The sequence below is a fragment of the Lysinibacillus sp. FSL K6-0232 genome (assembly GCF_038008325.1).
Lineage (GTDB): Bacteria > Bacillota > Bacilli > Bacillales_A > Planococcaceae > Lysinibacillus.
The window spans coordinates 84,070-108,708 of record NZ_JBBOYW010000001.1 but is presented as its reverse complement, the minus strand read 5'-3'; the positions used below and the strand labels follow the sequence as shown (position 1 = coordinate 108,708).

The following is a 24,639-nucleotide window of genomic DNA, read 5'->3' as shown; positions in this document are numbered from 1 at the left end:
TCCTCTCCCTTCTTCTGTATCTGCTACTGACGCCTTGCTTTCATGTAAAAAAGAAAAGAATTTGCTGAACCAAGATAACGCAAAGAAATTGATTTTCATCCTGATTACAGAGCTTCAAGCAATTTAGTGTAAAATCACCATATAAAAAGACTGCTCACTAAGTTAGTAAGCAGTCTTGTTTGGATTAATCACGTTTTTCGTTAATGCCTTTTGGGGCATCATCGTTTGGTTCTGTGCTTTCTTTTTTTAAATCCAAAGCTGTTGGATTTGGGTCTTTGCTCAGCAATTCTTTTTCCACAACTGGTTCACCAATTGTATCTAATGTTGGCTTCGCTTCAATTTTCGGCTTGTTATCCTCAATTTTTTCAACAGCTTCTGGCTCTGGTAATACACCATAATCGCGTAAATGCTCGATTTCTTGTGCATTTAATGTTTCTTTTTCCATTAAAGTATTCGCAATTAAATCAAGTAGCTCACGTTTCTCTGTTAGGATACGTTTTGTACGCTCATATTGTGTATCAATGATTTTTTGCATTTCTTTATCAATTTCATAAGCGATTGAATCAGAATAGTTTTGATCCGAATTAAAGTCACGACCAAGGAATACATTACCACCCTGGCTTGATCCGAATTGCATCGCACCAAGATTTTCACTCATACCATATTCAGTCACCATTGCACGTGCAATGCTTGTAACCTTTTGGAAATCGTTATGTGCACCTGTAGATACTTCACCAAGAACAATTTCTTCTGCTACACGGCCACCAAGAAGCCCTGCAATGCGGTCTAAAAGCTCTTGTTTTGTTGTAAAGAAGCGCTCCTCCTTCGGTAACATAATCGCATAACCACCCGCTTGACCACGTGGCACAATTGTAACTTTGTGTACTGTATCAGCCTCATCTAACTCAAGACCAACAACTACGTGACCAGCCTCATGGAATGATACAAGTTTTTTCTCTTTTGCTGAATATACACGGCTCGCTTTAGCTGGACCAGCAATTACGCGGTCAGATGCCTCATCGATATCTGCCATATTAATTGTACGCTTACCTTTACGAGCTGCTACAAGTGCCGCTTCGTTCAGTAAGTTTTCTAAATCTGCACCTGAGAACCCTGGTGTACGTTGTGCAACAGCAGCTAAATCCACTGAATCTGCTAAAGGCTTGTTGCGTGCATGTACCTTTAAGACTGCCTCACGCCCTTTTACATCAGGATGTCCTACTGTAATTTGACGGTCAAAACGACCTGGACGTAATAATGCCTTATCTAAAATATCTGGTCGGTTCGTTGCAGCGATAATGATAATACCTTCATTTGCGCCAAAACCATCCATTTCAACAAGTAACTGATTCAATGTTTGCTCACGCTCATCATGGCCACCGCCAAGACCAGCGCCACGTTGACGACCAACCGCATCAATCTCATCAATAAAGATAATACATGGTGCGTTTTTCTTAGCATTTTCAAACAAGTCACGAACACGTGATGCACCGACACCAACAAACATCTCTACAAAGTCAGAACCTGAGATGGAGAAGAATGGAACGCCTGCTTCACCTGCTACTGCTCGTGCTAGTAATGTTTTACCTGTACCTGGAGGACCTACAAGTAAGATACCCTTTGGAATACGTGCACCGATTTCAGTAAATTTGCGATGGTCTTTTAAAAATTCTACGACCTCCACAAGCTCTGCCTTTTCTTCATCAGCACCTGCTACATCTGTAAAACGTACTTTTTTCTTTTGGTCATCATAAAGTTTTGCTTTACTTTTACCGAAGCCCATCACTTTATTACCGCCACCCTGAGATTGGCTCATTAGGAAGAAGAATAAGAAAATGATGATAATGAAAGGAATAATCCCTGTAAAGAATTGAATCCATCCACTTGTTTCTGGTGCTGCTAAAAAACTAATATTACTATCTTTATCCCTAGCAGCCTCATCGATGCGGTCCATTAAAGATTGGTTTTCACGAGGAATGTTTGTAGTAAAGCTCTCCCCTTTTTCATACCCCTTCAGTGTTCCTTCAACGACGTAAACTGATTTATCAGGTTGAATTGTAGCACTTGTTATTTCTTTCTTATCTAGAGCTTCTTGAAACTCATAATACGTTAACTCTTTCGTTGGTGAATTACCGCCATTGAAAGTACCAAAAATACCGATAATCACTAGGAAAATCAGTAGGTAGAATATGGTATATCGAAATATTCGATTCATCTCCAGCCTCCTCATTACAAACAGAAAAATTATAAGTAAAATCTTAACATACCCTGATTTCAGGATACAACGAAAAGCCCTACTTAAAAAATGTTTCGTTTATTTCTTACTGCTATTGCAACGGCTTTTAGACCATCTTTATACGTCCCAGCGTAATTGTACCTGTTCCTTAAGCTCGATATAACGGAATATTGTGTCAAGATTTTGAATTATATTCATAATGAGCAAATTGTAGAGCAATTTTTTCCATATACATTGCTACATATAAAATCTTCAGCTCATTAATGGAAATAATATACATCCAAAAACCCTTGATAGCCCACGCTGGAGGTCCTTACTTTCTTATAGCTGGCAGTTTATCTTTTAGAATGAATAAACTTCAGGTTTTAAAATACCAATATAAGGTAAGTTACGATATTTTTCTGCGTAATCTAAGCCATATCCCACAACAAAGCCATCTGGCACTTCAAAACCAACATAGTCAGCAGCTAAGTTCACTTTGCGACCTGATGGTTTATCAAGCAATGTCACAATTTTAATGGATTTTGCTTTGCGATACTTAAATAAATCTACTAAGTAGCTTAATGTTAAACCGCTATCAATAATATCCTCGATAATTAATACATCGCGCCCCTCAACGCTTGTATTCAAATCCTTTAAAATCTTTACTTCCCCAGATGAAACTGTAGCATTGCCATAGCTAGATACATCCATAAAATCTAGCTCGATAAAAGAATCAAAACGCTTCATTAAATCTGTCATAAAGGGCATTGCTCCTTTAAGAACACCAACAGCCAATGGGAATGAATCTTTGTACTCCTCTGTTAATTGTGTGCCTAGCTCTGCAATTCTCTCCTGCAATTGTTCCTCTGTAATCATAACTTTTTCGATGTCATTTTGTAACATATCGATTCCTCCTCGTGATGTATCAAAAAACCTTCAACTTATTGTGTTGAAATATTTTACAAAGACCTTAGTCTACGATGAGCACTGTATCATCGTTTGGTTGCGGGATGGTTGAAAAAAATATGCCCATACGCACACCAATTACCGCTACTACCTCATCAGACTGAGAAATCAGTAACGGCCAGCTATTTCGCTCATTTAAAGGAATCTTTTCATCTATAAAAAGGCGAGATAAGCGTTTTGGCTGATCCATTCCTTTTAACAGCATTCTATCTCCATCCCTGCGAGTTCTTACATAGAGCGGCAGATGGAGTTTGCTAGCGTTAAAATAAAAAAGTTGTGCAGTATCCGTCAGCAGCTCAGACGATAAATCATGCAACTTGACTACGCATAAGCGTTCACCAGTTGTTAGTGTTGTCCACCCATTAGCAGCCGAAATCATCATTTTCTCAGAAGAAAACAGCCCTTCCAATGACCTATTCTTCTGAATCGTTAATTGTCCGTAACGGCGAACTGCTAGAAAATCTTCAGGCAAGTGAATTTCAGCATATCCTGCTGTCGTTTCACAAAGCTTTAAAATTGAAGTCAATAAAGCATAACTTTGTATCGTATTTGAATCTTTGTAAAGATAGTTTAATAGTATTAAAATGAGCCTCCTTTGTAAAGCAAGTGGTACCAATTGAAAGGCATCAATTTCCATGCTATATGTATTTTCGTTACTTCTTTTGATGGTTTGGGAAAATACATCTTGGGCTAATGTCATTAAAAAGGCATCATCTTCCTGCAATTGCTTTGTAAAATGAGTGACCTGCTCACTCACTCGCGGGTTTTCTGCCTCTAGTAAAGGCACCACATGATGTCTAAAACGATTGCGTGCATAAGTATCCTTCGCATTGCTAGCATCTTCTCGATAATCCAAACCTTTTCTAAGTAAATATTCCCTTATTTCATGCTTTGTAACCGTTAAAAATGGACGAATTAATGTTTTCCCCTCAAAAAATCGCTTAGGACGTATTCCTTGCATACTATTGATGGTCGCATTTTTCGTTAATGCCATTAATATCGACTCTAGTTGGTCGTCTGCATGATGTGCAGTAACAAGCTTATTCGCATTTGTTTGCTGTAAGACCTCTTTAAAGTATCGGTATCTTTCCCTACGACAAATAAGCTGTGTATTACCTTTTTCCTGTGCCATTATTGCAGGTATAGGAATCGCCTTTGCATGTAAAGAAACACCATTTTTATCGCAATAACTTTGAACAAATGCTCTATCCTCAGCGGAGGCGTCCCCTCTTAACATATGATCGACATGTACTGCCTCTATCTGAATGCCCCATTGCTCTTTTGCTTGCACAAAATAATGTAATAATGCCATAGAATCAACTCCACCCGAAACGGCGATGAGAAGATGGTCGTCTTGCTGTAATAATCGCTCTTTTTCAATAAATGATTTAACCTTTAATTCAAATGACAAACGCTTCTCCTCCCCTTTTCGATAATGATTTAAGATGATTTACTCATTGAAGGTTGAGCTGGTCTAAACACAGCCCATGTCGGTACAACATGCGTCACCTCCAGCATTAATACAGTACAGTCATCTTCAATAGCATAGTAGCCCTGGAACGACTGCATCATCATTGTTAGCTTTTCTTGAATAGTTTTATTTGTACTTGCAACCTGCTGTGCATAAGCTAAAAACATCTCCTCCTGCTCATCCCAATCAGCCACACTCGAAAACAAACCATCTGAATGCATTAAAATAACATCGCCTGCCTTTAGTTTTCTTTTTTCAGCCTCGACTGCTGAAATGGATAAAAAGCCTACAGGTGCGGCATTACTTTCAACTTTTAATACCTCTTTTCCACGTAAAATATAGGTCGACATTCCACCAGCCTTCCATGACCATAAATCACCATGCTGTAAATCAACAAGCGCAAAATCAAGTGTCGCATACATATCATTTTGCTGCTTTAAAGACATAACATAATGCAATGTATGCATCGCCGTTTCTGGATTCATATTGTAATTAAGGCATTCCCTCATTAAATGTATTAACTTTCTACTTTCATGCTGTGCTTCTTTACTTTGACCCATACCATCTGATAGCAAAATGGCAAAGAGGCCTGGATGTAATTGAAAGAGTGCATGTGAATCACCAGAGTACAATGTTGCCTCTTTTGATATGCTATATATATCATACTCTACTTCAAAGCTAATAGCTGACTGAAAACATACTTGAACATGACGAAATGGTATATCACATGCTACTACTTTTTCAATTTCAAATGGTTCATCGAAAATCTCATAAAGAATCGGCAAAATCATACGCTCAGCTAACGTCGTATCCTCCTCCCAATTCACTCGTGCTGGCGCTAAAGCACAAACAATCTTGCGTGCTCCAGGCTTATTGCTCAATACATCAAGCTGAAAACATTCAATATGTGCTTCCTTTAAGCGTTCAATAATATCCTTTTCTACACTTACAAAGGAAATCGTATCCTCCTTCATCTCAGCTATTAGCTGGTTTAAATGATTGCTCATATCACGAAGCTGAAGTGCAATCATCTTTTTTCCATGAAAATATTGACCATTGATATGTTCACGATATAGCTCTGTATCCAGCTCCTCAAAAATTTTCGAAGACTTCACGCATTTATAGCGTATTTGCTCCTCAACACGATGCAGTGTCGATTCCTTTCCCATTCCCTTCATATGAAACCAATCCGTCATTAGCTTGTCCATTCCATTATTTTGCGCTCCCCAGCAATGGTCGTAGCGAAAGCAGCTTAAGCAAGTATTCATCGGTGACACTTCTTTTGCTGCCTCAACAGGTGTTGTCATAAAACGATCAAACACAAGCTCCTTCATAAATTGCACAAAATGTTGAAAATGCTCTAATTTATAGGTTACATGTTCGGTTAGCCAATTTTGCCTTGCAAGTAAAATCTCCTCTCGCTGCGGAAACAGCTTGTCCTTCACCATATCTGAATATTTCCTTGGAATGGTGAGAAAAACAACGCTGCCAATAACAATGGAAGTAAAGTAAACACTATCTAACGGCAATGTAGCATCATAAAATAAAAAAAAGACACTTGGCAAAATGCTGCCGATTGCAACACCAAACCTCCCCATTTTAGCCCCCATACCTGCACATAACCCTGTTAAAGTTGCTACAGATAGCATTCCTGTAAATGATAGCTTTGCAACGCCTATAAGTGTGCCTAAAACGGCTCCTATAACCGTTGCCAATGGAACACTGCCCACTAACCCTCCAAAGCAAATAAAGAGCTGTAATAAGAAGATAGACAATGAAAAATAGCTAAAGACAGCCGCCTGCATCCCTGTCAGCAGCGCAGCAAATACAACTAATCCAGAGCCTAACTTTTCATATGTCCAATGGCTCGTAAACCACTCGTAGGAATTAACAAATAATACTTGCATAAATAACGTCATAATAAGAGCTAAAGCCGCTTCACACCCTACATAAAACTGTACAAGCACTGGCGGTAACCCTTGATATATCAGCCCTTGCCATACTATTTGAACCAGTAACACGGCTAATGAAACGGCAATGCTCTGCGGTAGCTGCCAATAACGGAAGCGCCTAATACATTCATACATCAAAATTTGCAAAACTAAAATAAGGACTTGTCCAAGACCAAGGAACAAGCATCCTGTCAAACTCCCAAATAACACAAACTTGGCATACTCTTTATACTTTGTTCGAATAATAGCCCAAAAAGGAACCGAGAACGGCACAGCCGCTTCAAATACAACAGACTGTGCCAAAAAAAAGGATGTTAAAAAAAAGAGAGAGCCTATAAGTATTTGTCTTTTTTTCGTTCCTAATTTTTGGGCATCTACATTCGTTATAGCATACCATTCAATACTTGCCATTTAACTATCCCCTTTCCGCACTTTTGGCTATTATAAAAAATTATGTATGGAAAGATTGTCTGACGGTGACAGAAGAAAATATAAATCGTTCGACGAATAGCTATTCATAAATACGAGAAGTGGCAGTAAATACGACAGGAAGAATTACAAGTACAGTAAAAATTGCTATAATATCCTTCACTAAAAGCATTACCCTTGCGATTTGACAATACTAGCGATACATTTCTACGCAAGGACAAAAAATCCGTCAAAATTTCCACTTGGATGGAAGTAGAATGACAGCACTTCTACACACTTATTCCATATAGTGAACCTAAATAACTTTTTTTAAAAAGCTACTTGACACTAGCATCAATGGCTTGTATTATTTAACTTGTTGCTTAGACAACAGGCGGAAGTAGTTCAGTGGTAGAACACCACCTTGCCAAGGTGGGGGTCGCGAGTTCGAACCTCGTCTTCCGCTCCATATTTATATTGGCGGCCTAGCTCAGCTGGCTAGAGCGTACGGTTCATACCCGTAAGGTCGGGGGTTCGATCCCCTCGGCCGCCACCATATTAGGCCCGTTGGTCAAGTGGTTAAGACACCGCCCTTTCACGGCGGTAACACGGGTTCGAATCCCGTACGGGTCATCCAAAGTGTAGCAGATGAATATTCATCTGTTGCACTTTTTTTAGTTCTATCATGTTGAAGTGTTCACGCAATTACATGCATAATAATGAATATAGGTATGTCTACAAACCTTGAAAATACAAGGATATTGGTTTGTAAATAGCTCTATATTGTCAGATGTTATATCAAGTTGAATCGTCTGGAAATGTATAAAGTTAAAAAGCTAAGATAAACTAATTATTGTTTATACAAGAATCTTCCTAGAAAGAGGCTTTTATAGATTAACCTTTTACGAAGTTTTATTTATTCTTATAGTTATGTGTCTTTAAAGTGGGGGGACTAGTTGATAATTTTCTTATGGTAGGAGATTCTACAGCCCCTTTTTAGCAATAGGATGTAGCTTCACTTTTGCCATCCATTTCCTCCATTATTTTATCAAAAAAAGAATTTTACATACTTTTCATTTAAATTAACCGTTACATAGGGATTTATTCTTTATTGTCACTATCTTTTTCAGTTGTTATGTAAAGTTTAAATGTATATGGATGAATAAAAATTTAAGTTGTTAAAGTTTCCATTGCATTACTTTACTATTTAACAAATTAAGAAATAAGGAGTGAAGCCTTATGAAAATCTATTTGATTACTGTATTTTTAGGCTCTATTGTGGTGTTAGCTACCCGAATAATTAATGAGCCTCTTGCTACTCTCCTTTATTTTATAATTATTTTTTGGATGATGATGTTCTCAGTAGTTTATTTCAAAAAATATAAGAGAAATTAAAATGCTCCAGACTGTCAATAAGAGGTTTTGAGAAATTCAACCCCAATGCCGTTTATCATTTTCTTATCTTTTTATATGTTTCTTTCGTAATATTTTAAAGCATACGTCCGTGCCAGTTAACTAAAAATATGGCATACTTATATAGACAATTCACGCTACTTTAGGAGGTTTATCACTTGTGGGCCAATTAACAAAAGCCGCTCTCATTTGCGGAAGCGGCTCAATGATTATTCTTATTTCGATTCTTATTCGTCTGCCTTTTTTTGTACAAATTCTATTACTCCTTGGTGGGCTTGCTGTAAGTATATATGGGGTCTTTGTACTGGTGAAAATGGTGCTTCATCCAGCAGAGAACAAAGTGATCGCTGCTCCTGAACAAGTAGAAACTGCCCCTTCGAAAAAGAAGAAAAGACCTTCGTCTACTTTATAATGCATCAAAAAGGGATTAGCCTTTTAGAAAGCTAATCCCTACTCTATTTCATACACTTTTTCTACGATTAAAACAGTCAGCAAACTACCCTCTTCTAGCTCCGCGGCCACCGCGTTTTGACTCTGTAGCACGTTTAAGTGTTGCTAGACGTTCATCACTATCTTTTAAGAAGCGTGCCATTTTCTGCTCAAAATTTTCTTTTGGTTGATGGCGCTCGTTGCGATCGTTAGAACGATTTTCACGACGCGGACGTGCTGGACGCTCTGGTCTTTCAGCTTGAGGTTTTGCTTTACGGATTGAAAGACCAATCTTTCCGTCCGCTTCAACATTCATCACTTTTACTTCAACTTCATCTCCAACTTTTAGATGCTCATTGATATCTTTTACATAATTATCAGCTACTTCACTAATGTGAACTAAGCCTGTTTTGCCATCTGGCAGCTCAACGAATGCTCCAAAATTTGTGATTCCTGTTACTTTACCTTGTACCTTGCTGCCTACTTCAATTGACATAAAAAAAATGCTCCTCCTTAAAAATTAAGCGACCCATTTGAGTCATGTAATCAATTTAATCAAACTTTTTACTGCAATAAGCTTCTCTTTTCATTATATATAACAAAAAAAGAGTGTCAACAATACTTAGCCTCTCAGTCGTCTTTTTTATCCTCTTTATCTGGGATAATGAAAATAATTTCACCTTCCTCAGATAAATAATACTCTTTTCGTAAAAGCTTTGCGATATACTCATCATCTTCTAATTGTTTGATTTTAAGATTTAATAAGTCTTGTTCCTCTTTCAATTCAGCAAGATGTTGCTCTGCTTCTTTCTTTGCCTTTTCTTTTGTTGCTAATACTTCATTTTGATGTGACAACACATTTAAGAGAAGAGCGATAATAACGACTGGTATAATCGCAAAAAAGACAATGCGGCGAATTTTACGTTTGCGCGCTTGCTGCTTGCGATTGATAGCTTTATCCGTGTTACGGACATAGTCATTATCAAGCTTCTTGAAATTTTGTTGTTCATCATTTGATGAATGACGTTTTGTCATGCCCGCACCTCCGAAAATTATTGTTGTTTTTTATTATACTTCAAATATCGTAACTTTTTTAAAAAAGTGTAGGACAAATACGAATAAATTTTGACAAAAGGCCTTAAAACAAACATGATTATATGAATGAACAGTTGAAGAACCTGTCGAATAACCGTGATAATTAAGTGTATGATAAACCAAAGGGGCTTCCATGTTATATTCACCAAAATCCTTGCAACGAAACGTAAAAAGTTTTGAAAAAATGATTGATACAAAAAAATCCCAGCAATTTGCGCTAGCGGGTCATAAGCCCGCCAAGCGCCATCCTTTAGCCAAAACAATAAATAGTATGTCAGCCCTCCAAGTAAAATCCAGGTAATTAATTCAAAAACCATCATCCACCTTCGAAGGCTTGACCTTTTTGGAGTCGAAAAAACAATGAGCCTCACACTATCAATAATGAAACCAACTGCTATACCGCTCAAAACCATGACAATTAAGTGAAAAAATTGCTCACTAACAATCATCCAAATAACTTATGAAGGAAACCTTTCGAGAAGCCACTTTCCTCCTCGTCATACTGCAAGGTTTTTACAGTTCCTTCAAGCGTCAATAATCCTTTGTCAACATCTAAGTGAACGATATGCAGTTCCTCTCCACGGATTAGCAAATGCCCTTGGGACGTCTTAATAAAAAACTCTTCCTGATCAAAGCGTTCAATTGATTTTACAGAAGTCATGTCCATTCTTTTACGATTGCGAATCGTTAAAATATGCTCTCCAGATGGAATTGTGTAACGATTACTTTCTTGATGTAGCGTCATTTTCTTCCTCCTTTAGTCGTCCTAGCTTCTGTTCACTTTATGCGGACAACCTTCAAAGCATGACAACTTTATTGGAAGTTATGTAATTCTGTCAGCTAGAAAGTAGCAAGCAACAACATCAGAAGGAGCATTGATCATGACTAGTCCTCATCATCAATAAATTCCGGTTCAACCTTTTCAAGACGCTCTTCTTTTAAAATGGTAAACATGTTTGCAGCATCTTCCTTTTTCACCGTATCACGTAATTCTTCTACGCGCGCTGTAACGATTTTTTGACCAAAACGAATCGCCAGCTCATCGCCTGCCTTTACCGTGCTACCAGCCTTTGCTACTTTCCCATTAATTGTAATACGCCCTTGGTCTGCCACTTCCTTTGCCAAGGTGCGACGTTTAATTAAACGTGATACTTTTAAAAATTTATCTATTCTCATATTGTTACTCCCTTTCTAATTGCTTTGCTTCATCCCAAAAAGCATCTAGTTGCTCTAATGTAAAATCAGTAAATGATTTACCGCTTGCCTTTACCTGTGCCTCTACATAGCCAAAGCGTCTTGCAAATTTCTCATTAGCATGCAGCATCGCTTCTTCTGGTGATATTTTATAAAATCGTGCTAAATTCACCAATGTAAATAATACATCACCGAATTCATCAAGACGGGATGCATTTGAGCCTTTTGTAACCTCCGCTCGGAATTCCTGCCATTCCTCTGCAAACTTTTCCCATGCTCCTTCTACATCTGGCCATTCAAAGCCTACCTTTGCAGCTAGCTTTTGATAGTTATAGGATGTTTGTAGCGCGGAGGAGGCTCGATACTGCTCACTTAATAACGGCTTATCACTAATGCCCTTTTCCTGTGCCTTAATAGCCTCCCAATTTGCTACAACGCCTTCAGCATCCTCCACTGCAACATCACCAAAGACATGTGGATGACGACGAATCATTTTTTCACTAATAGAGGCTAAAACATCTTCAAGCGTAAAGTAGCCTTGATCTTCCCCAATTTGTGCATGTAAAAATACTTGCAACAGCACATCACCAAGCTCCTCAATCATTGCAAAATCATCCTCAGCATCTACAGCAGCTAAGTATTCATGTGCCTCTTCCAGCAAATATTTTTTCAATGACTCATGAGTTTGTTTTCGATCCCATGGACAGCCATCTGGACCTCTTAATGTAGCAATAATTTGACGGAATGTTGTCCAATCCCGTAGCGCCTCTTCCTGTGATTTTACAGGCGGAACATAAACGGTTGTTAAATTATTTACCTCGACACTTTGATCTAGCTCATAAAGTGGAACCGTTATTATTTTCTCTTGAGCAGACCCCGCAGCTGTCACAACTGTTACAGGATACTCATCATCATATTTTTCCATTAAAGTGAGCTTCACTTCTGAGGCGCTAAATGTATCATATACTTGGGCAATTAGCAGGTGCTGACGCATATTTATATCATGCATGGAAAAGCTAGTGCCATCTAATAATTGAAAGCCCTCAATTGGATCAATTTTTAATGCACCAAAAATCGGGTCTAAAAAGCTTTGACCACCTTCAATCACTAAATTCACTTTCCCATCATTCGCTGCTGTAATTAGCAATTGCACTGTTTGCTCCGCCACTAATGGATGCCCCGGCACAGCATATATAATATCTTCTCTAGCTGCCGCTTCAATGAGTTTATCTGCAATTTCCTCATAGACAGGCTGGAATGCATTATGCTTTTCATAGATTTCGTCAAAGCTTTTAAACTGGACACCTTCCGCTGCTAATTCCTCCAATACAGGATGATCCACTGTCCGAACATATAATGTTTTCGCATGTTTTAATTTTCGATAAACGCCCATTTGCAGCTGATTAAAATCCCCTGCACCTAGGCCAATAATTGTTAAAGTATTCAATAATTCCACCTACTTCTTGATCTCAATCCATACAGGTATTTTCAGGAATGCAACAATAATTTATAGTAGAAGGGGATACCATTAATGTTCCGCCCCTTCCACCTTTTCTTTACTTTTACTCGCTATGCTTCTTGAAAAGGGTTGAATTTAGCCATAGTTGGTAAATAGCCATCCTTCTCCCGAACGGTAATAAATACCACTCTTTTTCTACTAACACTCGTTTCTTTGCAATAATTGTTAGCAACACAAAGGCCCCTAAGCATACTGCTGTAAAGCTGGTAATAACGGCTGTTGCACGTGAAGATAGGAAGTAACTTACAAGAGCTGGAGTAATTTGTAACCATATAAGTACAACAACTGCCATGCTTAACGATGCTATTCCTACTTTTTTATAAAAGCTACTTGATGCTAACTGAATGCCCGACAAACGCTTTAAATAGATAATAAGCATGGATGCCGTTAATAATAAGCCTATATCATTGGCAAGCGCTGCACCTAATACACCCAGCCAACCAATCATCCATAGATTTAGTACAATTTTAACGATAAAGCCTATTAGTAAAAATAAGGCTGGCTTTTTTAATTTACCGTAGCCTTGTAAAATAGCTGTAAATGTAAGGATAATCGACAATGGTACAATTTGAAATACATAGATTGTTAATACTAATGATAATGCATTTGTTTTAAACAACATTTCATTCAAATAAGGCATCACAAGCATTAAGCCTAAGGAAGAAGCCCACCCAAATAAAATAGATGCTTTATAGGTTAGCTGGATAAATGGAATCGCACTACGCCCCTCTTGTTTTTTAGACAAATGCGCAACAAGAGGTACAATGGCAAGTGATAATGAGGATGCAATCACAACACCCAACTGCACTAATGGCTGACCACGATCATAAATTCCTTTCGTTTCCTTAGCTATTGTAGGAGCCATGCCGTTCTCCATTAGCAATGAATAAATTGTAAACGAATCAACTAATTGATAGCCAAGTAATAATAAACCACTCATACTTACACTTAAGCTTAACAATGTAACTTCTTTAATAATCGGTAAGCTTGCTAAAAGCTGGCGTTGCTGCCTTCCATAAAGTAGCCCAAAACGTCGATAAAATAAATAAGCAAGCAATAAAAAAGCAGCTATTTCACCAATAACAGTACCAGTAATAGCCATCTTCCCTGCGCTATAAAGCGAGTTAGTTGTAGCCATAATAATAAAGGTTCCTGCTAAAATTACGGTTACCCTAATAGCTTGTTCTAGTACTTGAGCATAGGCAATCGGCTCCATAATTCCTCTCGATTGAAAGCCACCTTTTAAAATAGCAAGTGCTGGCATTACCAATACAACAAAGGAGCCCGTACGTATTAATGGGGCAAGCTGAGCATCACCCATCCACTGTGCAATTTTGTCAGCTCCACCAAATAAAGCGACAAAAAATAGCACTGATAGCACTGTTAAATAACGAAAAACTACACGCATAATGGCGCTTCGCTTTTGTTCACGTTCCTGTGCATCAACAATACAATCATTATCTGCTAGCATTTTAGAAACAGCAACAGCGAAGCCGCTGGACGTCCAAACAACAAAAATCGATATAACAGGATAGACCTGCTGATAAATATAAAACCCTTCATCACCAACAAGATTTTGAAAAGGTACACGATAAATGGCACTAAGCACCTTTACAATAAGGGCAGCTATTGTTAATAAGGCAGCTCCCTTCATGTAGCTTTTCATGCCAAAACGTTGCGCCATAAATTGCCCTCTTTCCTTCTTAACAATGCCAATAGTATAGCATATCTTAAAAGTTTGACGCGCTTGACCGCATCAAGTTTCCAAATTTGAATGCTGATTAGACGCAAAAAAAGTTATTGTTCAGCCTCAACGGTCATCGCAATAACTTTTAGATGCATTAACTATTCATTTGTTTCGCTAAGAAGTTTGCAGCCGTTTCCACAACTTTTACTTCTACATCTCCAACAAAATGTACTTTTGATAAAATAATAATACAGCCAATCGGGTCACCATTTACAACAATTGGTGTCGCACAATACGATTTGACTTGCTCATATTGCCCTGGCACAATTTCAATCGTTGTTTCCATTTTTTCAATCTTTGTAGAACGTTCCTCCATAAAGCCCTCTGCAAAGGACGTAATACGACGATTAATATATTCTTTTTTGCCAATCCCCGCAATAGCAATTACTTCATCGCGATCAGTAACAAATGCTGGTGTACCTAATGTTTCATATAATGTTTCCACATATTCTCTTGCAAATTCCCCTAAATCATTAATGGGAGAATATTTTTTTAATATGACTTCACCTTCACGGTCCGTATAAATTTCAAGAGGGTCGCCTTCACGAATACGCAGCGTCCTACGAATTTCTTTTGGAATAACTACACGCCCTAAATCATCAATACGACGAACAATTCCTGTTGCCTTCATTCTTATGCCTCGCTTTCGCTACAATGAAATTTTGATTCACTTACAGTATGGTTTTTATTGAAGCAATCTATGCAAAAAACTGAAGAAAAAGGATGTCGTAGCCAACAAAATTTTACAAAAGGCGCTAAAATTCCTTTGCTTCGCGAGTATTTACCTCTGCTCCGCGGGTATTTACTCTTGCTCCACGGACATTTCTCCCAATTCACTATAAATAAAGAAAACAGGCGAAGGATTGCTCCTTGCCTGTTTTGTTTCTTGCTTACTGTGCTAGCTGCTCGTTACCATCCTCATCGATATAATAAGAATGTGTAGTGGCTGCTTCTTCAATTTCTTTAAATGCCCAGTGGGTTGCTTTCACATCTGGGAAGCTTGGTGCTGTCACACCGTTTAATGGCCCACGCTCAAACATACGGTTTATCATCACCACTGCTTGTGCACGTGTTAAGGCATCATTTGGGGCGAATTTACCATTTGGTAAACCATTGATAATCCCTGCTGTACGGTTTGCCTCAATAATCCACTGTGCCCAGTGTCCTTTTGTATCCTTGAATGTTAACGCCACATCCTCTTCCACGGCAAGCTCTTTAAAGTTTGCGACAACTGTTGCCATTTCAGCACGTGTCATTTTTGCGCCTGCATGGAAGTTGCCTTGGTTGTCCCCATTCATCAAGCCTTGCGCCTTCACAAAGGCAATTGCCCCTGCTGCTGGATGAGTTTGGGCTACGTCTTTAAATGGTGCTTGACTTACCTGCTCCTCTGTATAGCCTAAAATACGAGCTAGCATTAATGCAACTTGGGCGCGTGTCACGTTTTTCTCAGGCCCAAATGTGCCATCTGGGAACCCTTGAATATACGCTGGATGTGTGCCCTCTACTTGTTGTGCCACTTGAATAATCGTAAAGGTACTAAATTTCTCGACTGTAAAACGTAGACCTGTTTTGCCATCATGCATGGTTACCACTTCTGGCTTTACGACCTTTTTCTCCCCATCTGTATGCTCAATAAAGATCGCTAAGCTATTGAAAAAGGCTTGGCGCTCTGCTGCATTGGCTGGGATGTTTACACCTTTTAATGGAAATATCTACAAAACCTATACAATGGTATGTATCTTATCCACTAATGCTTTTGGGCATAATCAATACCAAGATGCTTGTCTAATAGCGAAATAATAATTATTATGTGCGCTAAGGAATCGTCAATAAGAGAATGGATAGACTATCAAAATGAATAAGTTCTGTGAGGAACTGAAGCTAGATGAAGGATTTTTAGGCAAAGAAAAACCTAAACTATTCTATGGAAGCACTTATTGAGTGTTCCATAATAGTTTAGGTTTTCTATTTATATGGTTTTATTTAGCTTGTATTACTTAGAGTCGCTTTATTTTATTGTTTTTTTGCTTTATCAATAATTTGCATTAGCTCTTCTAAAATATCGAAGGGTTGAGATTTGCCACATTTGCGCTCATCTATTGTTAGCTTTAATTGCATGCCATCCATCCCAAAGCCAACTGCTCGCTCAAACTTCATGGACTCTTCAATAATTTTACTACCATCCACATTTGTCGTGCCTTCCTCAGATAGCAGTATCGTTATAAGCTTTTGCTTATCCTTAACAGAAACGACACCTGCACCAAGTCCCCAAACCTTCATGCGGGCGATTCGTAGCAAACGCTCTGTTTCAATTGGAAGATCGCCAAAGCGATCCTCTAATTCCTCCATAATTTCATCATACTCCTCCACCTGCTCCATCGCCTTAATGCGTTTATACATTTGGATTTTTTGATAGCCATCTGGAATATAGGCATCAGGAATATAAGCATCCACGCTTAATAAAATTTCAATTTCAGGCTTTTCTTCTTTTTTCACACCTGTTTGACGTTCAGCAATTGCCTCTTGTAGCATTTGCGAATATAAATCAAAGCCGACTGAATCAATAAAGCCATGCTGCTGTGCTCCAAGTAAATTCCCAGCTCCACGGATTGATAAATCACGCATAGCGATTTTAAAGCCTGAGCCAAGCTCTGTAAATTCTTTAATTGCCTGTAAGCGTTGCTCTGCTACATCTGTCAACACCTTATCACGCTGGTACATAAAGTATGCGTATGCTACCCTATTTGAACGCCCAACACGTCCACGTAATTGATAAAGCTGTGCTAGACCCATTCGGTCAGCATCATGAACAATTAATGTATTGACATTTGGAATATCGACGCCTGTTTCAATAATAGTTGTCGTTACAAGCACATCGTAATCGCCCTCTAAAAATGACAAAATCACAGATTCTAGCTCTGTTTCTGTCATTTTCCCATGTGCAAATCCTATACGAGCCTCTGGAACAAGCACTTGAATTTCCTCCACTCTACGCGCCATATCCTCCACACGGTTATAGAGATAAAATACTTGTCCACCACGTGCCATTTCTCTTTCAATTGCCTCTCGTACTAATGCACCGCTATGCTCCATAACATATGTTTGAACAGGGAAGCGGTTTGCAGGAGGCGTTTCAATAACAGATAAATCACGAACACCTACCATTGACATATGAAGCGTTCTTGGGATTGGTGTAGCTGTTAATGTTAAGACATCGACATTTGTTTTTAACTGTTTAATTTTTTCCTTATGTGTTACACCGAAGCGTTGTTCCTCATCAACAATTAATAAGCCCAGATCATGGAATGTTAAATCTTTCGATAAAATACGGTGTGTCCCTACGACAATATCGACTTGCCCTTCTTTTAAGCCTTTTAGTGTTGCTGTTTGCTCCTTTTTTGTACGGAAACGCGATAATAAGCCGACATTAATCGCAAAGTCTTGGAAGCGCTCCCGAATTGTTTCATAATGCTGCTGCGCTAAAATGGTTGTTGGCACAAGGAAAGCAACCTGCTTACCATCCTGAATCGCCTTAAATGCTGCACGAATAGCAACCTCTGTTTTGCCATAGCCCACATCACCACAGACAAGGCGATCCATCGGGCGCTCCCGTTCCATATCTCGTTTCACTTCAACAATAGAACGTAGCTGATCCTCTGTTTCCTCATATGGGAACATTGCCTCAAAATTGCGCTGATCATCATTATCAGGTGAAAAAGCATGCCCTTTTTCTGCTTCACGTTTTGCATAAAGCTTAATTAAGTCATCTGCAATATCCTGTACAGCAGAGGATACCTTCGCTTTCGCCTTTTTCCATTCTGCCCCACCTAATTTATGTAGCTTTGGTTCACGGTCCTCTGAGGCTACATATTTTTGGATTAAATCAATTTGTTCAACAGGCACATATAATTTATCGTCTGCTCGATAACGAATGTGTAAATAATCCTTATGTGTACCGTTTACCTCTAGTGTTTCCACACCAATATATTTTCCAATCCCATGATGCACATGTACAACATAGTCGCCAGGCTTAATTTCTGTGTAGCTTTTAATGCGTTCGGCGTTCGTCATTTTTTGTGTACGTGCTTTTTTCTTTATTTGCTGTTTAAAAAGCTCATCCTCTGTGACAACTGCTAAACGTTGCAGTGGTAATTCAAAACCACTTGATAAACTACCATCTACAATATAAATACCAGGCTCTGCTGGCTCGCCTATTGCTGCATGAATATCGTATTCCTCAAGCATTTGCTGCACACGCTTGCAACGCTCTTTATCCCTCGCAACGATTAATACTGTAAATTTACCAAGTAGCCAGCGTTCAACCTCGTTTTGTAACAGCGACATTTGCCCATGAAATTGCTGCATTGGCTTGCAGGAGAAGCTCGTTGTTTTATTAAATGTTATGCCTGAAAATGTTCGTGAAAATAAGGAAAATGATAGCTTTTGCTGTGAAAGCATTGCGAGTATTTCCTTTAGTGTAAAGGCAGGCTTCACATCATGAACCATTTTTCCTTCTTCAATTAAAGATAAAAACCATTCTTCCTCTTCACGTTCCCACGCATCCATTACTTCTTGAATACGTCCAAGCTCATCAAAAAGTACAAGGCCATCCTGTGCAAAGTAATCCCCTAAATAGGCTGTTTGCTCATACAATAATGAGCCATATTTGTTGACATAGTCAGGTAAATTCCCCTGCTGTAGCAATTCAATATCATATTGAATATGCTGATAGAGCAGCTCCTTTGTTTCCTGCTTCTTGACCTTCTTTAAGCTTGATGCTAATGCTGTTTCTAAACGATTTGCCAATGCCTGTCTTTCTAGCTTCGTTAAAATTACTTCTGATGCGGGAAGAATACGAATTTTTTGTAATTTATCGATAGAGCGCTGATTGTCTGCCGAAAATGTTCGAATAGAATCTACTTCTGTATCAAATAATTCAAGACGAATAGGTGATGCCAAATAAGGTGGATAAATATCTAATATTCCCCCACGTAATGCAAACTCTCCTGGCGTTGTCACCATGGAGTTACGCACATAGCCCATCTCGACTAATGTTTGTAACCATCCATCAATATCAATCTCTTCTCCTACAGCTGTTTGTAAGAAATATCGTAGCCAATGTTCTTTCGGTTGTATGACTTTGCGTAGACCTGCAACAGGGATAACATAGACTGCCCTTTCACCTCTAGCTAAGCAATCCAATGTTGCAATACGCTCAGCACGTAATTCAGGAGAGGCTACAGAAAGGTCTGCTGCAATAAATTCATCGGCTGGATAATAGTAAACATGTTCCTCCCCTAATAACCCAGCAAGTTCATCCACCATCTTCTGTGCTTGCAATAGATTAGGAGAAATAATATAGATTGGCTTTTTTACATATTCAAATAACGCATCGACCATGACAGGCCGTGCGCTTCCTGTTAAACCTGTAATAAGCTGTGATGCAGTTTGACCGCTCCGAATCTCCTGTAAAAATGATGTAATATGTTTATCCTGCGACACAAGCTGTCGTAAAATTTCCACAGTCAAAAGCTCCTTTCAGCATAAAAAGTGTATTAATTTTTACTATTAATCTAGTGCTATACATATAGCTTTATTGGCTTTTTATAAAACGGAAAAAGCCTTGAGCACACGCGAAGTGCGTCAAAGCATCCTTCCATTTATTGAATCCATTTATTGAGTGCGTGATAATCTGGATATTGTCTCAGCGAATCCTCACATTGCTCACAAATGCAGTGCACAGTCGTTTGTCCATGTTGATCCTTCTCAACATAATCATCCGCTTCTCCCAATTCGAAAATATGTAGCTTCCGAATTGTATCATCTGCATCAAATGGTAGTGTCCCTATTTCTACTTCACAATGCCTACATCGATAGCGAACTGACATCTCCAAATCATCCTCCTTTAAGCAACTTACTACTTAAAGTATAGACATTTATAAAAAGGATTATGCACTTTGTCATTGCATCTGCTTTGCAATATTTTAAAGCACGTAACTATTGTTTTAGCAATAAGTGCACTTTAAACCATTGAGTCTTTCATGAAAATTAATGAGCCTACTTCCGTTTATTTACTTGTATTAAAATGATTCATCACATCAAGAAATGGCTTGGAAAGAGATGCTTCAATAGCATTTACAGAATTTTTAATGGCATCCTCTATAAGCACTTGATCTTCCTTTGAAAATTTCCCCAGTACATAATCGGCTACCTTCATGCCAGCTGGTGGACGACTAATACCTACGCGTATACGATTAAACTCCTGTGTTCCTAAATGTTGAATTAATGATTTAATGCCATTATGTCCTCCTGCACTGCCTTTTTGACGCAGGCGTAATTTTCCTGTTTCTAAATCTAAATCATCATAAATAACGATTAAATCTTCTACAGCAATATCAAAATAATCCATCAGTGGGCCAACGCATTCCCCTGATAAATTCATATATGTTAAAGGCTTAACAAGTAGAACCTTGCCCTCAGGTCGATGAATGGTTGTATACATCCCATTAAACTTTGAATTTGTTAAAGCTGTTCCCCACTTTTCTGCTAATGCATCTATTACATCAAAACCAATATTATGTCTTGTATGTTCATAAGGTTTACCAGGGTTTCCTAAACCAACAATAATTTTCATAACTACCTCTCTCTTTCCCCACTCTAATAGTCATTATTTTACCATATCACATAGCTAGAAAGCATATGGTACAATCCCAAAAGCTTCAACAAAAAAGAAAGCTAGTAAGAAAGTTTTCAACTTTCCTACTAGCCTATCCTATTTATTAATTTTTACACTTATTCTTCAGCATTCTCATCGGTTTCTGCTGCTTCTATAGTATCTTCCTCTGTAGCCGTTGGAGTTGGTGCTACAACTGTTGCGATAACATAATCATCATCACTTATAATCTCGACGGGTACACGATCACGAATATCTGTAACTGTTAAAGAATCGCCTATTTTAAGCGCAGTCACATCAACATCAATTGTTTCAGGTATATCTGTTGGCTTTACCTTCACTGTCAATTCTAAATTAGGCTGCATTAAAACGCCGCCTTCATTCACACCGATAGACTGACCAATTAATTTAACTGGTACATTTGCTTCTAGCTCCTCAGACATGTTGATCGCTAAAAAGTCTATATGATTCACTTGTTCTTTTAGTGCGTTCTGCTGTATTTCCGAAATAACAGCATTTACTTTTTTTCCTTCTAACTCCATTGCAAACACACCATTTTGTCCATTTTTTTGCACGGACTTTTTAAAGTCCTTTGCAGAAATAGAAATTGGGGTTGACTCTAATTGATAGCCGTAAATAACCGCAGGAATGGCTCCCCCTTTTCTAAGTTGGGTTAATGTCGAACGATGCCCAGTTTCGCGCTTTTTAACACTTAATACTGTACTCATACCTCTTTATTCCCCTTCCAAGAAAAATTATTTACGCCTTCTTAATAATTATGGTTCTTTTGAAGGCTATTATACTATTTACCTCTTAAAAGAGCGTAAATACTATAACATACTTTCTATTATACCCATTTGTGAGAGCTTTCACACAAAATACGCCTATAAAAGATTTATAGCAATAGCAAAAAGAAGCTCCTAATAAGGATTTCCATTACAATCGCATGCTTCTCAGGGCGTCCGCTGAGCCACTAATCCCCACTCCACTCAACCCTATAATGCATAAAAATTTTAGGGACAGCTTTAATATAAAAAGACAAACCTATCCATAAAGATAGGTTTGCCCTTAGTTGTCATATTTATGATTAATCGAATAATGTACTTACAGATTTGTTTTCATATACACGAGAAATTGCATCTGCCATTAATTTAGCTACAGAAAGCTCTGTAATTTTTGGCGATTTTTTCTCTTCTGATAGTTGGATTGTATTTGTAACGACTAATTCTTTAATAGAAGAGCCTTCGATACGTTCGATTGCTGGCCCAGATAGTACAGGGTGAGAACAGCAAGCGTAAACTTCTTTTGCACCAGCGGCACGCAATGCATCCGCACCGATTGTAATCGTGCCTGCTGTGTCAATAATATCATCAATTAAGATTGCCACTTTACCATCAACATTACCAACAATATTCATAACTTCCGCAACATTTGGTTTTGGACGACGTTTGTCAATAATTGCAATTGGTGCTTTTAAACGTTCAGCCATTTTACGAGCACGTGTTACCCCACCGTGGTCAGGTGAAACAATAACAATTTCATCTTCTGGAATACCTTTAGATTTAAAGTAATCAGATAGTAAAGGTACTGCCATTAAGTGGTCAATTAAAATATCAAAGAAACCTTGGATTTGAGGTGCATGTAAATCTAATACAATTACACGTGTTGCACCAGCAGTTTCAAGTAGGTTTGCCACTAATTTAGCTGTAATTGGCTCACGTGCTTTGGCTTTACGGTCTTGACGTGCATAGCCATAATAAGGCATAACAACGTTTACTGTACGAGCAGATGCACGTTTCACTGCATCTACCATAATTAAAAGCTCCATTAAATGTTCGTTTACTGGTGCAGAAGTTGACTGCACGATAAACACATCACAACCACGAATACTTTCTTCAATGCTAATTTGAATCTCTCCATCGCTGAAGTGCTTAACAGAAGATTTCCCTAATTCAACACCCATTTCCTGCGCAATTTCTTGCGCTAATGGGTTATTGGAATTAAGTGAAAATATTTTTAATTGTGAGTTTGCATAATGATATGGCATGATGGCCTCCTGTTTAATTGATAATTATTTTGATTTTAATTTGCTTACATAATTCGGTTTGTTTTCTTGTCTTGCACGTGCAATGGCAAGTGCATCCTCAGGAACTTCTTTTGTAATTGTAGAACCTGCTGCAATAAATGAACCTTTTCCAACTTTGACTGGTGCTACTAAGTTAGAATTACATCCTACAAATGCATCATCTTCAATAATTGTTTTGAACTTATTTTGTCCATCATAGTTGACTGTAATAGAACCACAGCCAATATTGACGTTATTACCTACTTCTGCATCACCAATATAGCTTAAATGCGACACTTTTGTATCGTCACCTAGCTTGCTTTTCTTCACTTCTACAAAGTTACCAATTTTTACATGGCTACCAATATCAGAAAGTGGTCGAATATGTGCAAACGGTCCGATGGCTGTATCTTCAGCTATAACGCTTTCACGTACTACAGAAGAATGAATCGTTGTACGATCACCAACACGACTATCTATAATTTGAGTATTTGGCCCAATAATGCAATCTTCACCGATAACAGTAGCACCTTCAATTATTGAACCTGGTTGAATAACCGTATCACGCCCAATAACTGCGTCTGCACTAATATGCGTTGTATCAGGATGGATAATTGTTACCCCATTACGCATATGCTTTTCGTTAATTCTGATACGCATTAATGTTTCGGCTTGTGACAAGGCCACACGATCGTTGACACCTAACGTTTCTTCAAAATCATCTGTGACATATGCTTCTACAATATCACCTTGTTTTTGTAAAATTTCAATAACATCTGGTAAATAATACTCACCTTGTGCATTGTCATTTTTCACAAGTTTTAATGTTTCAAATAATAATTTATTATCGAAGCAATATGTGCCTGTATTGATTTCTTTTACTAATTGCTGCTCTGCTGAAGCATCCTTTTGCTCAACGATTTGTTCAACCTGTCCGTTATCGCCACGTAAAATACGACCATAACCAGTTGGATTTTCAGCAATCGCTGTTAAAATAGTTGCTGTAGCATTTTTTGCTTGGTGATGTTCAAATAAAGCCTTCATTGTTTCAGGACGAATTAATGGTGTGTCACCGCATACAACTAATGTTGTACCTTCTTCGTTGCCTAAAATAGCTTCAGCCTGTTGAACAGCATGTGCTGTACCTAGCTGCTCTGTTTGTAAAACATACTCACTTTTATCGCCAAGTTGTTGCTGTACTTTTTCTGCACCATGTCCTACAACCGTTACAATGCGATTTACATCTAACGTTTGAATATGATCCACCACATGTTGTACCATTGGTTTCCCACATACTGGATGGAGCACTTTATATAATTTGGACTTCATACGTGTACCTTGACCTGCAGCCAAAATGACAGCAAAAATATTGCTCATCTGTAAGTCCTCCAATACGCTCATTTTCTCTTATGACTATATAGCAAAATCCATCTATTTTCAAGGTATGTAGAGTTGACAAAAAGATGAACGCCCAAATCTGCTGCACCTT

General features: G+C 38.3%; 20 protein-coding genes and 3 tRNA genes. 4 read left to right on the top strand and 19 right to left on the bottom strand.

Features of this window, described 5'->3' with window-relative positions; translation table 11 throughout:
- Positions 1 to 184: 184 nt before the first annotated feature.
- The 4 genes from ftsH to MHB42_RS00520 all read right to left on the bottom strand — a co-directional run bounded on the left by ftsH (position 185) and on the right by MHB42_RS00520 (position 7,018).
- Entirely contained in the window at positions 185 to 2,215 is a 2,031-nt protein-coding gene (gene ftsH / locus MHB42_RS00535; protein WP_340803808.1) for an ATP-dependent zinc metalloprotease FtsH, read from the bottom strand.
- Positions 2,216 to 2,578: 363 nt separating this feature from the next.
- Complete coding sequence (hpt, locus tag MHB42_RS00530; protein WP_340803806.1) at positions 2,579 to 3,121, bottom strand: hypoxanthine phosphoribosyltransferase; 543 nt, start codon at positions 3,119 to 3,121, stop codon at positions 2,579 to 2,581.
- A gap of 67 nt (positions 3,122 to 3,188) precedes the next feature.
- Positions 3,189 to 4,595, bottom strand: a complete 1,407-nt coding sequence (gene tilS / locus MHB42_RS00525; protein ID WP_340803804.1) for a tRNA lysidine(34) synthetase TilS — start codon at positions 4,593 to 4,595, stop codon at positions 3,189 to 3,191.
- Positions 4,596 to 4,624: 29 nt separating this feature from the next.
- Positions 4,625 to 7,018 (bottom strand): SpoIIE family protein phosphatase, encoded by a 2,394-nt coding sequence (locus MHB42_RS00520; protein WP_340803803.1) that lies wholly within the window; start codon positions 7,016 to 7,018, stop codon positions 4,625 to 4,627.
- A 391-nt stretch (positions 7,019 to 7,409) separates the two neighbouring features.
- On the opposite strand from MHB42_RS00520, the gene MHB42_RS00515 reads away from it, so the two are divergent.
- The 4 genes from MHB42_RS00515 to MHB42_RS00500 all read left to right on the top strand — a co-directional run bounded on the left by MHB42_RS00515 (position 7,410) and on the right by MHB42_RS00500 (position 8,840).
- Positions 7,410 to 7,484: transfer RNA gene (locus tag MHB42_RS00515), tRNA-Gly, on the top strand.
- 10 nt (positions 7,485 to 7,494) lie between these two features.
- Positions 7,495 to 7,571 (top strand) — tRNA-Met (locus MHB42_RS00510).
- A 5-nt stretch (positions 7,572 to 7,576) separates the two neighbouring features.
- Positions 7,577 to 7,648, top strand: a tRNA-Glu gene (locus MHB42_RS00505).
- Positions 7,649 to 8,588: 940 nt separating this feature from the next.
- On the top strand, positions 8,589 to 8,840 hold the full coding sequence (locus MHB42_RS00500) for a hypothetical protein (RefSeq protein WP_340803802.1): 252 nt from the start codon (positions 8,589 to 8,591) through the stop codon (positions 8,838 to 8,840).
- Between the two features lie 84 nt (positions 8,841 to 8,924).
- Here MHB42_RS00500 and MHB42_RS00495 read toward each other — a convergent pair whose 3' ends face one another.
- The 15 genes from MHB42_RS00495 to glmU form a co-directional block, all read right to left on the bottom strand.
- Entirely contained in the window at positions 8,925 to 9,353 is a 429-nt protein-coding gene (locus MHB42_RS00495) for a S1 domain-containing RNA-binding protein (protein ID WP_274795172.1), read from the bottom strand.
- 134 nt (positions 9,354 to 9,487) lie between these two features.
- The gene (locus MHB42_RS00490; RefSeq protein ID WP_340803800.1) at positions 9,488 to 9,892 is read right to left on the bottom strand and encodes an FtsB family cell division protein; all 405 of its coding nucleotides are present in this window, start codon (positions 9,890 to 9,892) and stop codon (positions 9,488 to 9,490) included.
- Between the two features lie 17 nt (positions 9,893 to 9,909).
- Positions 9,910 to 10,401 (bottom strand): spore cortex biosynthesis protein YabQ, encoded by a 492-nt coding sequence (gene yabQ, locus MHB42_RS00485; RefSeq protein WP_340803799.1) that lies wholly within the window; start codon positions 10,399 to 10,401, stop codon positions 9,910 to 9,912.
- Positions 10,398 to 10,697 carry a sporulation protein YabP gene (yabP, locus tag MHB42_RS00480; RefSeq protein WP_004229167.1) on the bottom strand — a complete coding sequence of 100 codons (300 nt, stop codon included), beginning with the start codon at positions 10,695 to 10,697 and terminating at the stop codon, positions 10,398 to 10,400. The genes yabQ and yabP overlap by 4 nt, the downstream gene beginning before the upstream one ends.
- Positions 10,698 to 10,837: 140 nt before the next feature.
- Positions 10,838 to 11,128, bottom strand: a complete 291-nt coding sequence (locus tag MHB42_RS00475; RefSeq protein ID WP_340803794.1) for an RNA-binding S4 domain-containing protein — start codon at positions 11,126 to 11,128, stop codon at positions 10,838 to 10,840.
- Positions 11,129 to 11,132: 4 nt separating this feature from the next.
- A complete protein-coding gene (gene mazG, locus MHB42_RS00470; protein WP_340803792.1) occupies positions 11,133 to 12,593 on the bottom strand; it encodes a nucleoside triphosphate pyrophosphohydrolase in 1,461 nt (486 codons plus the stop codon).
- Positions 12,594 to 12,708: 115 nt separating this feature from the next.
- On the bottom strand, positions 12,709 to 14,349 hold the full coding sequence (locus MHB42_RS00465) for a putative polysaccharide biosynthesis protein (RefSeq protein ID WP_340803790.1): 1,641 nt from the start codon (positions 14,347 to 14,349) through the stop codon (positions 12,709 to 12,711).
- Between the two features lie 157 nt (positions 14,350 to 14,506).
- Positions 14,507 to 15,043 carry a stage V sporulation protein T gene (gene spoVT, locus MHB42_RS00460; RefSeq protein ID WP_340803789.1) on the bottom strand — a complete coding sequence of 179 codons (537 nt, stop codon included), beginning with the start codon at positions 15,041 to 15,043 and terminating at the stop codon, positions 14,507 to 14,509.
- Positions 15,044 to 15,302: 259 nt separating this feature from the next.
- Entirely contained in the window at positions 15,303 to 15,995 is a 693-nt protein-coding gene (locus MHB42_RS00455; RefSeq protein WP_340803788.1) for an S-layer homology domain-containing protein, read from the bottom strand.
- 430 nt (positions 15,996 to 16,425) lie between these two features.
- Entirely contained in the window at positions 16,426 to 19,935 is a 3,510-nt protein-coding gene (gene mfd, locus MHB42_RS00450) for a transcription-repair coupling factor (protein ID WP_340803787.1), read from the bottom strand.
- A 137-nt stretch (positions 19,936 to 20,072) separates the two neighbouring features.
- Positions 20,073 to 20,300 carry an anti-sigma-F factor Fin gene (locus MHB42_RS00445; RefSeq protein ID WP_016993788.1) on the bottom strand — a complete coding sequence of 76 codons (228 nt, stop codon included), beginning with the start codon at positions 20,298 to 20,300 and terminating at the stop codon, positions 20,073 to 20,075.
- A 179-nt stretch (positions 20,301 to 20,479) separates the two neighbouring features.
- Positions 20,480 to 21,046, bottom strand: a complete 567-nt coding sequence (gene pth / locus MHB42_RS00440) for an aminoacyl-tRNA hydrolase (protein ID WP_340803785.1) — start codon at positions 21,044 to 21,046, stop codon at positions 20,480 to 20,482.
- Positions 21,047 to 21,204: 158 nt separating this feature from the next.
- Positions 21,205 to 21,813, bottom strand: a complete 609-nt coding sequence (locus tag MHB42_RS00435; protein ID WP_340803784.1) for a 50S ribosomal protein L25/general stress protein Ctc — start codon at positions 21,811 to 21,813, stop codon at positions 21,205 to 21,207.
- Between the two features lie 359 nt (positions 21,814 to 22,172).
- Positions 22,173 to 23,132, bottom strand: a complete 960-nt coding sequence (locus tag MHB42_RS00430; RefSeq protein WP_340803783.1) for a ribose-phosphate diphosphokinase — start codon at positions 23,130 to 23,132, stop codon at positions 22,173 to 22,175.
- Positions 23,133 to 23,156: 24 nt separating this feature from the next.
- On the bottom strand, positions 23,157 to 24,527 hold the full coding sequence (gene glmU / locus MHB42_RS00425) for a bifunctional UDP-N-acetylglucosamine diphosphorylase/glucosamine-1-phosphate N-acetyltransferase GlmU (RefSeq protein ID WP_340803782.1): 1,371 nt from the start codon (positions 24,525 to 24,527) through the stop codon (positions 23,157 to 23,159).
- Positions 24,528 to 24,639 lie beyond the last annotated feature (112 nt).

Bases quoted from the DNA above. Each gene is read 5' to 3' on its own strand.
- ftsH (WP_340803808.1), bottom strand. From the start codon at position 2,215: ATGAATCGAATATTTCGATATACCATATTCTACCTACTGATTTTCCTA.
- hpt (WP_340803806.1), bottom strand. From the start codon at position 3,121: ATGTTACAAAATGACATCGAAAAAGTTATGATTACAGAGGAACAATTG.
- MHB42_RS00520 (WP_340803803.1), bottom strand. From the start codon at position 7,018: ATGGCAAGTATTGAATGGTATGCTATAACGAATGTAGATGCCCAAAAA.
- MHB42_RS00495 (WP_274795172.1), bottom strand. From the start codon at position 9,353: ATGTCAATTGAAGTAGGCAGCAAGGTACAAGGTAAAGTAACAGGAATC.
- MHB42_RS00490 (WP_340803800.1), bottom strand. From the start codon at position 9,892: ATGACAAAACGTCATTCATCAAATGATGAACAACAAAATTTCAAGAAG.
- yabQ (WP_340803799.1), bottom strand. From the start codon at position 10,401: ATGATTGTTAGTGAGCAATTTTTTCACTTAATTGTCATGGTTTTGAGC.
- yabP (WP_004229167.1), bottom strand. From the start codon at position 10,697: ATGACGCTACATCAAGAAAGTAATCGTTACACAATTCCATCTGGAGAG.
- MHB42_RS00475 (WP_340803794.1), bottom strand. From the start codon at position 11,128: ATGAGAATAGATAAATTTTTAAAAGTATCACGTTTAATTAAACGTCGC.
- MHB42_RS00465 (WP_340803790.1), bottom strand. From the start codon at position 14,349: ATGGCGCAACGTTTTGGCATGAAAAGCTACATGAAGGGAGCTGCCTTA.
- spoVT (WP_340803789.1), bottom strand. From the start codon at position 15,043: ATGAAGGCAACAGGAATTGTTCGTCGTATTGATGATTTAGGGCGTGTA.
- MHB42_RS00455 (WP_340803788.1), bottom strand. From the start codon at position 15,995: ATGCATGATGGCAAAACAGGTCTACGTTTTACAGTCGAGAAATTTAGT.
- MHB42_RS00445 (WP_016993788.1), bottom strand. From the start codon at position 20,300: ATGTCAGTTCGCTATCGATGTAGGCATTGTGAAGTAGAAATAGGGACA.
- pth (WP_340803785.1), bottom strand. From the start codon at position 21,046: ATGAAAATTATTGTTGGTTTAGGAAACCCTGGTAAACCTTATGAACAT.
- MHB42_RS00435 (WP_340803784.1), bottom strand. From the start codon at position 21,813: ATGAGTACAGTATTAAGTGTTAAAAAGCGCGAAACTGGGCATCGTTCG.
- MHB42_RS00430 (WP_340803783.1), bottom strand. From the start codon at position 23,132: ATGCCATATCATTATGCAAACTCACAATTAAAAATATTTTCACTTAAT.
- glmU (WP_340803782.1), bottom strand. From the start codon at position 24,527: ATGAGCAATATTTTTGCTGTCATTTTGGCTGCAGGTCAAGGTACACGT.